This window comes from Stenotrophomonas sp. YJH_SMC_25 (assembly GCF_059369595.1).
In genome coordinates this window covers 162,962-177,223 of the sequence record NZ_JCAFSV010000008.1, presented here as the reverse complement: position 1 = coordinate 177,223, position 14,262 = coordinate 162,962, and the positions used below count along the sequence as shown (strand labels likewise).

12 protein-coding genes and 1 tRNA gene are annotated in these 14,262 nt (G+C 54.1%); 8 read left to right on the top strand and 5 right to left on the bottom strand.

The window, feature by feature from the left end:
- Window positions 1-91: 91 nt before the first annotated feature.
- Window positions 92-412, bottom strand: a complete 321-nt coding sequence (locus AC5P7E_RS12895) for a YbaB/EbfC family nucleoid-associated protein (protein ID WP_005408298.1) — start codon at window positions 410-412, stop codon at window positions 92-94.
- Window positions 413-418: 6 nt separating this feature from the next.
- On the bottom strand, window positions 419-2,452 hold the full coding sequence (gene dnaX / locus AC5P7E_RS12890; protein ID WP_185805982.1) for a DNA polymerase III subunit gamma/tau: 2,034 nt from the start codon (window positions 2,450-2,452) through the stop codon (window positions 419-421).
- Between the two features lie 163 nt (window positions 2,453-2,615).
- Here dnaX and AC5P7E_RS12885 point away from each other — a divergent pair.
- The 3 genes from AC5P7E_RS12885 to AC5P7E_RS12875 all read left to right on the top strand — a co-directional run bounded on the left by AC5P7E_RS12885 (window position 2,616) and on the right by AC5P7E_RS12875 (window position 6,183).
- Window positions 2,616-2,708 (top strand) — tRNA-Ser (locus tag AC5P7E_RS12885).
- An 84-nt stretch (window positions 2,709-2,792) separates the two neighbouring features.
- Complete coding sequence (locus AC5P7E_RS12880) at window positions 2,793-4,259, top strand: site-specific integrase (protein ID WP_329761646.1); 1,467 nt, start codon at window positions 2,793-2,795, stop codon at window positions 4,257-4,259.
- A gap of 22 nt (window positions 4,260-4,281) precedes the next feature.
- Window positions 4,282-6,183, top strand: a complete 1,902-nt coding sequence (locus tag AC5P7E_RS12875) for a DUF7380 domain-containing protein (protein ID WP_329761647.1) — start codon at window positions 4,282-4,284, stop codon at window positions 6,181-6,183.
- Between the two features lie 104 nt (window positions 6,184-6,287).
- Here AC5P7E_RS12875 and AC5P7E_RS12870 read toward each other — a convergent pair whose 3' ends face one another.
- A complete protein-coding gene (locus AC5P7E_RS12870; RefSeq protein WP_329761648.1) occupies window positions 6,288-7,877 on the bottom strand; it encodes a MobA/MobL family protein in 1,590 nt (529 codons plus the stop codon).
- Window positions 7,878-8,377: 500 nt separating this feature from the next.
- Here AC5P7E_RS12870 and AC5P7E_RS12865 point away from each other — a divergent pair, with 500 nt between their 5' ends.
- Window positions 8,378-9,034 (top strand): hypothetical protein, encoded by a 657-nt coding sequence (locus AC5P7E_RS12865; RefSeq protein WP_495222847.1) that lies wholly within the window; start codon window positions 8,378-8,380, stop codon window positions 9,032-9,034.
- A gap of 64 nt (window positions 9,035-9,098) precedes the next feature.
- On the opposite strand, the gene AC5P7E_RS12860 is transcribed toward AC5P7E_RS12865, so the two are convergent.
- Entirely contained in the window at window positions 9,099-9,383 is a 285-nt protein-coding gene (locus AC5P7E_RS12860) for a helix-turn-helix domain-containing protein (RefSeq protein ID WP_329761661.1), read from the bottom strand.
- Window positions 9,384-9,555: 172 nt separating this feature from the next.
- Between AC5P7E_RS12860 and AC5P7E_RS12855 the strand changes: the two genes are divergently transcribed.
- From AC5P7E_RS12855 to AC5P7E_RS12840, 4 genes are all read left to right on the top strand, one after another.
- Entirely contained in the window at window positions 9,556-9,867 is a 312-nt protein-coding gene (locus tag AC5P7E_RS12855; protein WP_329761650.1) for a hypothetical protein, read from the top strand.
- Between the two features lie 43 nt (window positions 9,868-9,910).
- Window positions 9,911-10,294: a hypothetical protein gene (locus tag AC5P7E_RS12850; RefSeq protein ID WP_329761651.1), complete on the top strand. Its 384-nt coding sequence runs from the start codon at window positions 9,911-9,913 to the stop codon at window positions 10,292-10,294.
- A 196-nt stretch (window positions 10,295-10,490) separates the two neighbouring features.
- Complete coding sequence (locus tag AC5P7E_RS12845; protein ID WP_329761652.1) at window positions 10,491-10,715, top strand: hypothetical protein; 225 nt, start codon at window positions 10,491-10,493, stop codon at window positions 10,713-10,715.
- A gap of 189 nt (window positions 10,716-10,904) precedes the next feature.
- Entirely contained in the window at window positions 10,905-12,281 is a 1,377-nt protein-coding gene (locus AC5P7E_RS12840) for a site-specific integrase (protein WP_329761653.1), read from the top strand.
- A gap of 67 nt (window positions 12,282-12,348) precedes the next feature.
- Here AC5P7E_RS12840 and AC5P7E_RS12835 read toward each other — a convergent pair whose 3' ends face one another.
- Window positions 12,349-14,145, bottom strand: a complete 1,797-nt coding sequence (locus AC5P7E_RS12835) for an AIPR family protein (protein ID WP_329761654.1) — start codon at window positions 14,143-14,145, stop codon at window positions 12,349-12,351.
- Window positions 14,146-14,262: the final 117 nt, after the last annotated feature.

Below are 14,262 nucleotides of genomic sequence, written 5' to 3'. Positions count from 1 at the left end.
TCGAGCACGCTCGACAGCTGTCTGTAGAGTCGAGCCATGCTCGACCGAGGGTTGGAGCGGGCACCTGCAGCGGCAGGCGCCCCCTGGGAAATCAGAACGGCAGCTTCATGCCCGGCGGCAGCTGCATGCCGGCGGTGGCCGACCCCATCTTCGACTTCGACTCGGCATCGATCTTGTTCGAGGCATCATTGAAGGCGGCGGCGATCAGGTCTTCCAGCATCTCCGGGTCGCTGGTCAGCGACGGGTCGATGCGCACCTTGCGGCATTCCTTGGCACCGGTCAGGGTCACGCTGACCATGCCGCCGCCGGCGCTGCCGGTCACTTCGATCTTGGCGATTTCTTCCTGGGCCTTCTGCAGGTTTTCCTGCATTTTCTGGGCCTGCTGCATCAGTTGTGCGATGTTTCCGCGCATGGTGTCTTACTCGTCAAAAGAACGGATGGAATCGGAAACAACCCGGGCACCGTGCTGTTGGATCAGCACCTGCACTTCCGGGTCGTCCATGAAAACGGCCTCTGCCACCTGCTGCCGCTCACTACGCTGGCGGTCGGCACGCTGGTGCAGGGTCTCGGCCGGAACGTGTTCGGTTTCCACGGTCTCGACCACGATCTTCGGCGCCTGGCCGAGGGCCTTCTCCAGCATCTCGCCCAGGGCGGCCAGCGCGCGCTCCGAGCGCAGGTATTCAAATCCGGGCGAAAGGCCCAGTTTCAAGGTCCCGTGCTGGCAACTGATGAAGGCGGCGTTGGCGGCCAGCTGCCGCGACGGGCCGCTCAGGCCACTGTTGGCGACCAGATCCAGCCAGTCCTCGGCGCTGGCCAGGTCGCTGACACCTTCCAGCGGCGCGTTCTCCTGCACTGGCGCCGGCTCGACCGGCGCGATGGCAATGCCTTCCGTGCGGAACGGGCGTGCGGGCGGTGCAGGCTCGCTGGGAGCCGCGACGGGAGCCGGCGGCTCATGCCAGGGCGCCACCATGGCAGCTTCCGGCCCAGCCATCTCGGCCGCCAGCGCCTCGTCACGTGCCTCGGCTTCGTCGGTGGCCCACGGCGGCAGGTCGTCGCCCGCTTCTGTTTCAACGGACGGCGGCGCCGCTGCTTCGGCCTTCACCGGCGGCGGTGACACCGGCTCTTCCACCGGAACCGGCTCGGGCTCCGGCGTCGGGTCCGGTTCGGGTTGCGGGGCCGGCTCAGGTTCGGGTTCAGGTTCGCGCGGCGCGGCCTGCACCGGAGCGGCCACCTGCGCGACCACGGCCGGGCTTGCCGAAGCAGCGGCAGTCGCCGGCGTCGCTTCGTGGGTACCCGCACCGGTGCCACCACCGGCAGCATTGCCACCCGGCGCATTGCCTGCCCCCTCCACCGACTTCGGCACCGGCGGGACCGCCGCGGCCGGGCGGAACGCCAGCATGCGCAGCACGGCCATCTCGAAGCCCGCGCGCGGGCTCGGCGCCATCGGCAGGTCACGACGGCCGTTCAAGGCCATCTGGTACCAGAGCTGCACCACTTCCGGGCGCAGGCGCTCGGCGAATGCGGCGGCATCCAGGCCTTCGGCAACGGCCGCACCCGGTACCAGCTGCTGCACCTGGATGCGGTGCAGGCCTTCGGCCAGCGCTTCCAGCACGCCACTCCAGTCCGGCGAGAATTCGGCCAGCGCGGCCACCACCTGCAGCAGGCGCGGGCCATCGCCGTTAGCCAGCGCATCGAGCATCGCCGCCACCTGGGTGCGGTCGACCGTGCCCAGCATGGTACGCACCACGTCCTCGCGCAGCGCGCCGCCGGCATAGGCAATCGCCTGGTCCAGCAGCGACAGGCCATCCCGCAGGCTGCCATCAGCGGCCTTGGCCAGCTGCACGATGGCACTGCCGTCGGCCTCGATCTCCTCGGCCGCCAGGATGCGGGTCATCTGGCCCTGGATCTGGTCCTCGTCCAGGCGCTTGAGGTTGAACTGCAGGCAGCGGCTGAGCACGGTGACCGGCAGCTTCTGCGGATCGGTGGTGGCCAGCAGGAACTTCACGTGCTCCGGCGGCTCTTCCAGCGTCTTCAGCAGCGCGTTGAACGCCGCCTTGGACAGCATGTGCACTTCGTCGATCAGGTAGACCTTGTACTTGCCACGCGAAGGCATGTACTGCGCGTTCTCGATCACCTCGCGCACGTCGTCCACGCCGGTGTTGGACGCGGCGTCGATTTCCAGCAGGTCGATGTAGCGGCCGGCGTCGATATCCAGGCAGGCTGCACACTGGCCGCAGGGATCGGCACTGGTGCCCTGTTCGCAGTTCAGCGACTTGGCGAAGATGCGCGCGATGGTGGTCTTGCCCACGCCGCGGGTGCCGGTGAACAGGAACGCATGGTGGACCCGGCCGCTGTCCAGTGCGTTGCTGAGCGCACGGACCACGTGTTCCTGGCCCACCAGCTCGGCAAAACGCTTTGGACGCCACTTGCGGGCAAGGACGAGATAGGACATCAGGCCACCGTTTTCCATCGGATGTTCCATTGTGCCATGCCTGTCCAGCCCCCCTCGCCTCCGGCACATCTTTCGCGGGTTCCTGGCCGGGGTGCTTGTGAAGTGCCGCGCAGCCCGCTAGAATCTGCGCCCCTGCTGAGGCGTTTGCCGATGGCAGGGATCCGGAGAGGTGTCCGAGTGGTTGAAGGAGCACGCCTGGAAAGTGTGTAAGCGTCTAAACCGCGCTTCGGGGGTTCGAATCCCCCTCTCTCCGCCAGATCAATGCAAACCCCCTGATTTATCAGGGGGTTTTGCTTTTCTGGGGTGACCTTCGGCGGGACACAAATCGGGACACAACCCGATGCGAATTCCCCACCATCTCATCCGCTCCCCCGCTGGCCGTTGGTCCTTCCGGCAGCGAGTCCCGTCCGACCTCCAAGCTAGGCTTGGCCGGACGATCATCAAGCGAAGTCTGCGAACCACGGTTCTGCGCCAAGCCCAGTTGAAGGCGATCATCTTGGCGTCGCGTTATGCTCAGGTCTTCGATGCAGTTAGGGGACTGCCGATGGACCAGATCACTACTAAGGATGTGGACGCGCTCATCGAGCGTTTGACCAAGGAAACGGGTCGGCAAGATCTGACGCTCCATCGCACCCAAGCGCCTGATGGGACCGTCAGTGAGCGCTGGCAGATCGACAACGACGAAGACGTTCGGCTCTTTCGAAAGGCCCAGGTCTGGAACGGTGCTTCGGAAGTAGCGGGCATTGGCGCTCTTCCCCTAGATCTTGTTCGCCAGCCGGAAGCACAAGCCAAAGTGGCCGAAGTCATCTCGCTGCGCAAAGCCCGAGAGGGTTGGCTTGCATCGTTGAAGGCGACAACGCTTCCGAAGACGTATGTGATCAAGAAGTCTGCCATCGACTTCTTCGTCAAATACATCGGTGAAAAAACCAAGGTCCACACGATCAAGCGACCCGACTTGGCCCGCTGGTATCAGCACATGCGGGAAGGTGGTGCTTCGACCCCTACGCTGACCAATAAGCAAAGTTACATTGGCGGCAAGGGCGGTTTTTTCGAGTGGTGCATGGCCTCGGGCTACTACCCGCAAGGCGACAACCCAGCCAGTGGCCACATCACCTATTCTGTTCGCGAAAAACGGGTTCGGCGTAAGTTGGGCTTCAAGGCGTATGACTTGCGCCAGATCCAGGCGCTTTTTGACCCAAGTAATTTTGAAAAGCTTTCACCTAGTGCGAGGTGGGCAGCATTGATTGGACTCTACACGGGAGCAAGAGGCTCGGAAGTTGGCCAACTTCTGCTCTCTGACGTCTTCAAAGATGGCGACATTGTTTGCATCCGCATCAATGATGAAGGTGAGTTCCAAAAGGTCAAAACGGAATCGAGTCTTCGAACTGTCCCCATTCACCCCGACCTTTTGAAGCTTGGTTTCTGGGAATGGACCGAAGAACTTCGATCCAAGGGCCATGACCGGCTTTTCCCACAAGCCAAAGCCAATGCAACCAATGGCGCTGGCAACTGGATCAGTAAAGCATTCAGTCGTCATGTCGCGGAGGTGGGGAAGAACTGGCCCAAGGCAAGGCGTGGCTTCCACTCTTTGCGCAAAACACTGATTCAAGAGATGCAAGGCGCGGGTGTGCCCTCGGAACTGAGGGCTCAGATCGTTGGGCATGAGCTCGATGACGAGCATCATGCGACTTACAGCAGAGAGTTCACCAATGCAGAAAAGCTTCATGGGCTTGGCTCTCAGCCTGGTGGACTCAGCGCAGTAAATTACGGATTGAAGATCACACGCCTTTCAAATTTTAGAAATTAAACGGAATTTGGAGAAGACAATGATGTCCAACGAAGCTAATCAAGCATCTCCCGAAGAAAACGAACTAGCATCCGAAAACATTACCGCCGTTGAAACATCTGGAATCATTAGACGCCGAATTCCAGAGGAAGCGCTAGCGGACTTTGATTGGGAGGGTGAGCTTCGCGATCATGACTGGACAATGCATCGCTACGGGGCGGTCTTAGCGGTTCGGGAGCGAGCGAAAGCCTTCGAAGGCCAGGGCGAATTGGCTAAGGCGGGTCTACTTCAACTCCTGGCTGCCGTCATTTCCATGCACCTGACGGGAACGACATCGAAGCCGTTCACCGCATTGATGCGAGATGGTAATAAGAGCACGGCGATGCCAGAGCATCTTGACCAACAAGATGTCAAATTCCTTTACGAAATGGCCGACAATTGTTCAAGTTCCTGGCTCCGAGCGCGCATTGCAGACGTCGCTTGTGTCGCTGGACGTGAGCTCGGTGTGCCGGAATGGAGGATTGGCCCAGTCGCAGCGCACGCCTACTTGGAAGAGGCCAAGAAGTTCATTGACGGCACCGAGCCGGTCCGAGCGATGGACGCGGTCAAGTATCTTCAAAGAGCGCTGCAATTGGGCTGGGTCTACGCTAAGAAGGATCCAGTCTTTCAAGCCGACCTCTGGACAACAACTCAGTCAGCCTTTAATACCGCGCTTGAAAAGCGCCTCTTGGGAATTCTCTTCCCATTGGCAGAAGAGATCATCCAAAGACGACCTGACTTAGCATCTTTGCATGCGACGAAACTGGAAGAATTAGCTGAGAGTTGGTGCAGCGACCCCGACCCCAGTGCTCTGGATTTCGCTTCGCGTGCGTTCAACCATGCGGCACGTCTTTGGAATGCGGCAAAAAATGATGCACGATCCAGAGCCTGCTACTTAAAATCAGGCGAAGCTTTGATCGAAAAATCGAGGCAACCTAGTCAGGCTATGGCACGGGCCGAATGGATGAGCGAGGGCATTGCAATCCTACGCCGCCATGGCGGAGATCGACCCACTATTCAAAAACTGCAAATCGAGCTCGCAGATGTGCGTCAATCGATCCAAGGTGAGATGCATGTGATTAGCCACCCATTCGATGTCAGTGAGATCATCGAACATGTAAACCAAAGAGTGAATGCTAAAACTTTCCCGCAAGCGCTATTGCAAGTTGCATTTGCCTTTTCCCAATTTAAATCGGCAGAAGGCATTAGAAAAGAAGTTGTCGAGTCAAACGAGAGAAACGTATTCCAGCAACTCTTCCCACGCGTTACCTACAATGCGGAAGGTGTTCCAATCGTTCGGTCAGCGCCTCTTGATATCAGCGACCAAGTAAGTATGGAGCGACACATGGTTCAGACCTTGTGCGAGGTCCACCATACACTTTTGGCAGATGTTGCCATTGTTCGTTCTATCAATATTTTACGCCATAGCTTTGAGCCGTCGTTCAACGACATCATGACCATTGTCCGTGCCTCGCCTTGTGTGCCAGAAGGTCACCATTGGTCTTTGTCTCGCGGACTATTAGCGGGGCTAGATCATAATTGGCGCGAGGCGGCAGTTTTTCTCATCCCACAAGCAGAGCCATTTATTCGAGCGGCTTTCAAGCGCCTCAATATCAATACTATTTCAGTAAAAGAGCACGGAGAAGAGGAAAAGCCCTTGAATGAACTACTGGATCATCCAGACGTTTCGGAGGTGCTTTTCCCTGATTTGGCGTTGGAGCTAAAAGCGATCCTTACCCACAAGGCTGGTCACAACCTCCGCAATCGCTATGGACATGGGCTTATCAAGGACGATGAATTGGCATCGACGGCCATCATCATGCTGTGGTGGACTATTTTGCGCCTTATTTTGTGGCCATATCGTCAGGAGATTGTGGACATAGAAACAAGTGAAGCCATAGACTGATGCCGGAAAACCAGCAAAACTATGCTGGTTTCCGAAATATTGCTGCGAATTCTGGCTTAGAGGATATCAGCCTTCTCCCAAGGGACGCCCTTCCTCACTACCCCTCAAAGGCGTGGGTTGCGAAACCTAAGTTGCCAACTGCCTGCCGCAGAGTTATCGACCTGGTCGTCCTGGCTATCCGGAGGTAGACTCGGACCTCTTGTCGCCACCTTAAAATACTTTTTCAAATTTTCGCATGCGTCCCTCATCGTTAGCCTTGCATATGCGGTCCTTCGCACCTGAACTTGCAAGATGCGCTTAGACACCAAATATTTCTTCCGTTGGTATATCTGCCGCGCCCGAGCTGCTTCTGGTGAGTTCGGATCATCGTCATGTTCAGAGAGCTTTGCTGTTGCCATAAGGAGCGCTATGCGGGCTCTGTGTGGCCTTGCGATCATGCATGCATAGCGCATGACGGATTTTGCTAACGCTTCCGTGTCCTCGAACAGGAACGGCTTTCCGGAGTAGTCTCCTGGCGAACGACATACGAGCACATCGTAGGCCTCTTGGAAGGACGGCTCCACTTCGATGCCTGGTATCGTTCGAAGCAGATCAAGTGAGTCCTCAGCCGCCTGGCGCTGGACGTCGAGCCACTTCTCAATGAGCTTGGCCTCGGCATTGAGCACTTCTGCATCGCGACCGTGCGAGCGAGCCAATCGAGCGGTCCGGCTGAGATGTCGAGTGAGATTTGGAGCCGACTGACGGACTCTTGGGCCAAGGGGATGTTTTGGACGGCCAACGGGACCCGGAGTCACGTGCCCTATTGGAGAGAACCTGATCTCCGAATTATTTTGCCCAGCACAAGCCCTTGATCTTCTCTCTCTCAGACGGTCACGCAGTGCTGCTCCGTGACTATGACCTTGGGGTGCTTCGTGCGTTGCTTTGTCAAACATGGCTGAAATCAGGTCAAGCGTCAGCTTCTTCACCTCGGCCTCTGGGCCGGTGATCTTCGTCGACAACTTCGTCTTTCTCACCATAGCGACCTGGCTTTTTCCCAAGTGCTTGGTGGGTTGACGGGTCAGCTCATGTGCTCGCTCAAAGTCACCACGGAATGCAGCATCCGCAGCTTGTGCTCGCAATGAACGATGATCGACCTTGGCCGATGCCCCGCATCTTCTCAGATGCTCATTGATCACTTCACCAACGACTTTGCGCAAGCCACGAATGGCCTTTGCGCCTCCACCCTGTTTGGCATCAAATTCCAGACAAGCCCGTCCGCCTAGGCCTTCGTCTGTGATCGTTCTAGCAGATAGAAGAAGGTGGACATGATGGTTGCGCTGATCGCCTTGTCCGCTTGGGTGATGGATCGCAACAAGCACTGCAACTTGATAGCGGTCTACGAGCATTTGACCCAACGCTAATGCCAAGATCTGGCGCTGCCCTTCATCGAGTTCGGCAGGCAAAGCAATCTCTACCTCTCGGGCAACGCGTGCGTTTGCTCTGGTTTCGTGAGACTCGTTGATGTCCCAAAATAAATGTGGATCGAGACACCAATCGGGTGCATGCCTGGGTGCGAGCATGTGGTGGGACGCTACGCCGGAGCGTTTCGAGTAGTCGTATCGGATCGATGTCCGTGAGTCGATGAGGTGGAGGCCAGCCCGATAAGCAGCTGCTGCGACCGAAGACTCCCCTTTGCCGCGTCCAAACGATTTCATACTTGTGTGATATATAGCCAATTTTGTCGCCCATTCAGTTAAATGAAGGATTGATCAAAAGTGCTGGAAATCTCTTGTCTAGCCCCCAGAGCCGTTTTTTATCGTGAGAAAAATCACAGGGATTGCGCAACATTTTCGTTACCACTGCAAAAGTAACGCCGTGCGAAGCCCACTGCTTTTCATCGCAAAGCGATGCGCACGGAATTTGCGGAGCAAAATCCATAAGTGCGCTCTTACCTCTCCTTTTTTTGAGATTTTACACAAACAACTTTATCGGAGAGAACGCTGGACTGTTGTCACCTAGAATCTCACCATGCGCTCCACTTGTAGAATTTGTGCTTGCTTGGAACGCAACAATGAGCGAGCATCTGGCTTGGGTTCTCAACAAGGATGCCTTACCAGAACAATGGAAGGCGTTGCCAAATGATTGAAAGATTCCGAATTGACTTACGTCTTGGCTTGCTAAATATCTCAGGTAAATATAGGAGGAATTTTTTATGGTGAAGAAGTTGCAAGCAAGATTTGGCGAGTTGGTTGAGCAGCTCGACCGTATCGGCTCCACTAGGCAGTCCCAGCATTCGGAATATACTGGTAGCTATGAGGAGGTCGATGCAGATCTGCTCCTCGGGTGGCTCGTTAAAGCGCGAAATTTGCTCTCGACTGCGTGCGGGAAAGAATCGGAGCACTACGAATCCTTCGCCAAGGCTGAAACTCCTGGCATTTATGAAAGCAACTTCACAATATACAAGCGGGTTCGAGCTGTATTCATGGCCGCGAAAGAGGATTTCGAAGGGGGCTATTTGGTGTCAGTGCGCCATTTGGTTCAAGCCGAAATTGCCGACTCAGAGCTGGACCAAGCGAGGGAGTTGCTAGCGTCTGGCTACCATACCGCTGCGGCTGTGGTGGCAGGAATTGTGCTGGAAACGACGCTCAGAAGCCTCTGTGATGCCCAAGGAATTGCGCATGGCAAGTTAGACAAAATGAACGCTGACTTAGTCAAGGCTGGCCAGTACAACTCGCTTGTCCAAAAGAAGATCACATTTTTGGCTGGCGTCAGAAACAGCGCAGCACATGGTAAGCCTGAGGAGTTTAAACCCAGCGATGTCGAGTCAATGATTTCTGAAGTCGAACGGTTTGCCAGCGACGCCTATTCTTGAACCTTCTGATTCACTGCGTAATCTTTTACACGAGCAAGTGGTTTGGTGATATTTCTACATCAGGCTATTTCAGTGTTTTCCCCCGAATCGCATCAAGAATTTCCTTTTGTTCCCCACTCGACAGCGATGTGAATTCCTTGATGAGCTCAGCAAGCTCATCTGTCTCTGCATAGAGATAAGCCAATGACACGCCCAGCGCCTTGGCCATCTTCTGGGCCGTCTCCGTATCGCAATCGTGCACAGCCCGCTCGTATCGGTTGATCCGAACGCCTGCAACGTCCTCTGGCAGTCCCATCGCCACTCCTAGTGTCTTCTGACTAATCCCGAGATCGCGCCTCAGCTTTTTCATACGGAGGGCGAAAATTTCTCGGGCACTGCGGGCGTTGGGAGCATTCATGCCCCAAGGATGAACGTAAGCTACGTTGCTCGTAAATTACGTTGCCCGTAGCCTACGTTTATCGTACTCTACGCCCTGTAGCAACCCGGTCTTGCACTGCCCACCCCCTCTCAAAGGACCCGTCATGTTGAAGTCTCGCCTTGCCGTCATTGGCGCGCTGATCGTCTCTCTGGCTGCCTGCTCCGGTGGCGGCCCGTCCCATGACGACCGTCAGAACGCATTCTTGCAATACGTCAAAGACAACAGCAACGACAAGGCAAAGATCGGGGATTTTGAAAGCGGCAAGTGCGTCAAGGCCGAGGGCACCCCCAGCTACAACTGTGCGGTGTCGAGTCAGGTTGAAGCCATGCAACGAGACTTCGGCCACGAGATGGATGGCGTCTACACGTTCACCGAAGTCGGTGACACTTGGAAGATCACTGGGCGAGTGCAGTGACCGGCTCGCCCACCCCGACCCCCGCCTCGCACCAGGAGCGTCAATGACTGTTGGCACCTTTCTCCTTCTGCTTGTCCTGTGCGCAGCGGTGCTGGTCGTCATTGCCGTCAATCGGACCTTCCAGTTCCGTAGCCAGCGGGAGAACTTTGGTCGGGACTTTGAACGCTCCTACTTTGGTGGGCAAGGCGGCTTGGCGTTCTCCGTCGAGCGGTCCAGGTTGAAGATCCGTGCTGGCAAGGCAGTGAAGATCTATCCCTTCATGGATGTGCGTTCTTGGGAGAAGCACTGGCATAAGTCGAAGCAGGAGGGGACGATCACAGTCAGTGTTCGCGATTTGGATCATCCGGTCTGGACCATCCAATTCAGTAGCGAAAGCGAGATGAACCGGTGGTATGAAATTTTTAACCAAGCCATCAACGACACTTGAAGCTTGGCGAGCCGGAGTTGAGGAAGGCACTACGTTGAATTATAGAAGCCCCTCTTGGGGCTTTTATATTTTGGGGAAGGTCGATTCTGAAAAGGAATCCAAGCGACTCGTTTAGAATCGCCACAATTTAAGCGCTTTGGCCATTCCGGGATTGTGATGCCCTTGACTAGCGCTGATTCTGGACTATTAATCGGTTATGGAAAACGACCGCATAACCGAAGAAGAGTGGAAAGAATTACTGACAGATCCGGGCTTCCGAAGATCTTTGGTGGACCTCGCCATCGAGAAATATACAAACAACGACGGCACGATCACGATGGAGATCACCGCTGAGCTGCTGAGGTTCTTAGACTTTTCTATCGACGATGAAGGTCTCGACGCGGCCCTTGGTCGGGTGGAGAACGGGGACAAGCTCCACTGATCGGATTTTCCTATAGATCAGGCGCAAACAACGTAACACTGCAAAGATGCTTGCAGCGCATAGGGTTTCGGATTTTTGCTAATTTATTAGAACCCCTCGAAACAGATGCGATTTACGGCGCGCATCTATATTATTTATTTATTTTGCCAACCAGATTGACAGGATACGACTTCACGTTAGGTTCTCCAGATGAACGAGGACAGCTCCAACAGCATCAGCCAAGACGTCAACAGATGCTCCACCGGAAAAATCACGGTCGGGCCATTGACCATAGACAATATTCAATTCGAGGGGCCTAATGCTGCCCACGAATTTAGAAGAACGCTCCGAGAGCTTTTTGATCAAGCGCACAAGAAAGGATATACAGCAGTCCCGTCCTCAAATCCAGATGGGGAAATGGACGTAGGTCCACTGTCGATAGAAATAGACAAGTTCATCACGGGGATGCATCTTGACAGAGACACGCCTCAAAACATAACTACCACGCATCACACCCTCAAATTGCTCTTAGGGATTATTGGAAATAAAAGAATTGCGGATATCAATCAGGACGACATTCATGCCTTCAAAGACGGAATTAGGTGGTGGCCAGCCAAAGCCAATCTTAAAGCGGCCTATCGCGGCCTTTCGGTAAAACAAATTATTGACCATGGCAAATCGCTGGGCCTGGACGAACCGTCTGGTCATACAGTGAACAACCACATGGCCAAGCTCAATAAATTCTTTAGCAAGCTTGTTCGCCAGAGAAAACTTAAATATTCTCCTCTTGCAGGCATATCCCTCCGAGTCAATGGACACGTTGGTCCGATTGAAGAGCGTTATTATTCGGAAGCTGAACTTGGTAGCATATTCAACGCTAAGGCATATTTGCGCTGGGCGAAAGGCAGACCACATCGCTACTGGCCGCCACTCCTAAGCTACTACACAGGGGCTCGCATTAATGAAATTGCGCAGCTCAAACTTAGTGATTTTGAGACTGTCCGGGGCGTCTTGTGCATCCATATTCGCGTCAGCAAAGATATAGGAGAGGACGGTCTTCCGCTGGATACAGTTAGCCAAAAGTTGAAGACAAAATCCTCAGCCCGAACCATTCCGGTGTCACCCGAGCTCATCGCTCTCGGCCTGAAAGACTATCTTGAAGACGTGCGTGTAACCGGGCATGCACGTCTATTTCCTCACTTGTCTGCGGGCATTTCCGTCAAGAACGGCAGACGGCAAGTGCTTGGTTACTCGCATAGCCTTACCCCACCCTTTTCGAGATACCTGAAAATCAAGGGTTTCCCATCCGGTGTTGTCTTTCATGCTTTTAGGCACACCTTCGTGAGCGTGCTTTACGAGCAAGGAGCGACAATTGAGCAGATCGAGAGCATCACTGGCCATCTCGACTCACCTGGAAATCGAGGTGGCAGGACACTGCATCGCCACTATCTTCACAAGAAGTCTAATGGAAGCATCCAAGAAGCGCTTGAAACCCTAAAATTGCTGCGTCCAATAGATGGTGTGCCAGCCTATGAGTCGAAGCTATTTGCCGCATCATTGGGTGAAAAGAGCAAATTCCAACCATAAGAGAGCCCCACATGGGGCTCTCTTACTCCTCGACTGTAAGACTAATACGATTTACTGGGACCCTATTTTATCGCCCAGCCCCGAAGACGCGATCAAGTAGGAACTCCGTGAAATTCGACGAACGAGCCGGAGAATTTCCCCTTGCATTCTGGGAGCGGCGGTCACGACTGTAAAGGAAATCCTTTTCCGCCTGCTCCGCAAGCTTGAATGCTGTGGTCACTGCGAGAGAGAATTTTTCCGGCGCCATGCAGACTTCCAGAATACTATCGCAGAGCTTATCCACGGACTTCGCACTTGCTATCGGCAGAATTCTGTCATTAGCGATAACGGCGGCAATAAGCATCGCAACATGGAATCGGAACCTCATAAGATGGGCCCCTCTGGGGTTGCCATTTGCATGCTCGTTTATTTTGTAAACCAACATGGCAGATGCAAGATAAGGCGAGAACTTATGGTCCTTACCAAAAACTGCGACGCTGCCCTTTTCGCGGAGGATGGAGCTTGGGTTGTTCGCCATGACCATGTGTGGCTTTTGCATGAACACGGCAGCATAAGCTCGCACCATGCCATGAAGACCGACGACTCTCTTCTTATCGGGGGCGTCATCCAAAAGAGTGAACTCTCGGGAGCGTCGTTCATAGTAGAGGCTCTCGCCTATTCTTTTGGATTCCAGGGAAACATACTCCTGAAGGTCCTTATGCCACTTATCCAGCGTGAGGAATGCCTCATTCGGAACAGGTGTTTGCCTATTGTTTGCCCTAATGATTTTCGAGACAACATCAGCGTCGGAGGTATGGACAACTTTAATAGGTATCAGCGCGTCGTCGAAGCCGGGCTTTCCTTGGTTAGAGAAAAGGACGTTACTAGTCTGGCAACCATTCACGATCTGGTAATTGCGGAGCAAGAAACGATGTGCGCCGAGATTCTTCATAAATGAAGAGACGACTGTGACGCCGTTATTGTATAGCACGAACTTATCGGAGGAATCCTTAGATGAAACAGCCTCGGCGATTTCTTTATTTACCGAATTATCCTCCCCCTGGAAGTCTCTAACGTTGTCGTAGAAGACATTTCTGCGAATTCCGCCGTCCGGCGCTCTTATCAATTTTATGAATTCACCGACTTCCACGAAGCCAATATATGCTTGATCAACGCCGCGAATGGTGTCGAGCGTTAGGTTATTCTTAATCCGCAACTCGACTTCGAACTGGTTCTCTACCTGCTTAAACGACTCGATTAGGCTTTCCGCGTTCCAATACTCAAAGGTAAAGCTCTTGAAATCGGAAACGCTTTCTTTCAGCTCTTCACATTTTCTCTCTGCAAGCTCGCTTAACTGCGCCGAGGGCATATGGCCGCCTGCGTAAGCAAATACCATCCTACACGACGGAGAATCGGAAGAAAGCAGCTTTACAATTTGGGAAGAAAAAATGTGACACAAGAGCATCGCTGGGTTTTGAAGAGCATCTTGGTCGCTCGAAGCATATTCATCAAGGCGCTTTAAAAAATCCTTAGATCCTTCGATAAATTTAAGTACCTCTCCAGAATCCAAGCTCTTTGACGTCTTCGCTTGAATGAGCAAAACCTGCACATCCAAATTCCTAGACTTTGCTAACTGATCAATTTCGTCGGTCGATTTTACCAAATTGTTATTGACAAAAATTGCCACGGCATCGAGACCGAACGTTCCATCTTGGTCGACGTCGACATCTGACAAGTCCGCCACTTCCGAAAACGCCTCCGGATGAACCTGCGACATGATGGTGTAGTTTGCAAAATACTCGAACTGCTTGTGCTCAGGCAGTCCGTCTATTTGTGACTTTCGTCCAAAATCTTGAACGTAAGTTGATAAAATTCGATGTTCCATATCCGTTCCTTGCGCCACTGCGCTCTGCTTATTTAATTTCTACTGCAATATTTTTTTGGCCTGACTCCTACTTCACTGCGGAGTCGTCGTGGATAAATATATCCAGTTCCGACTTGG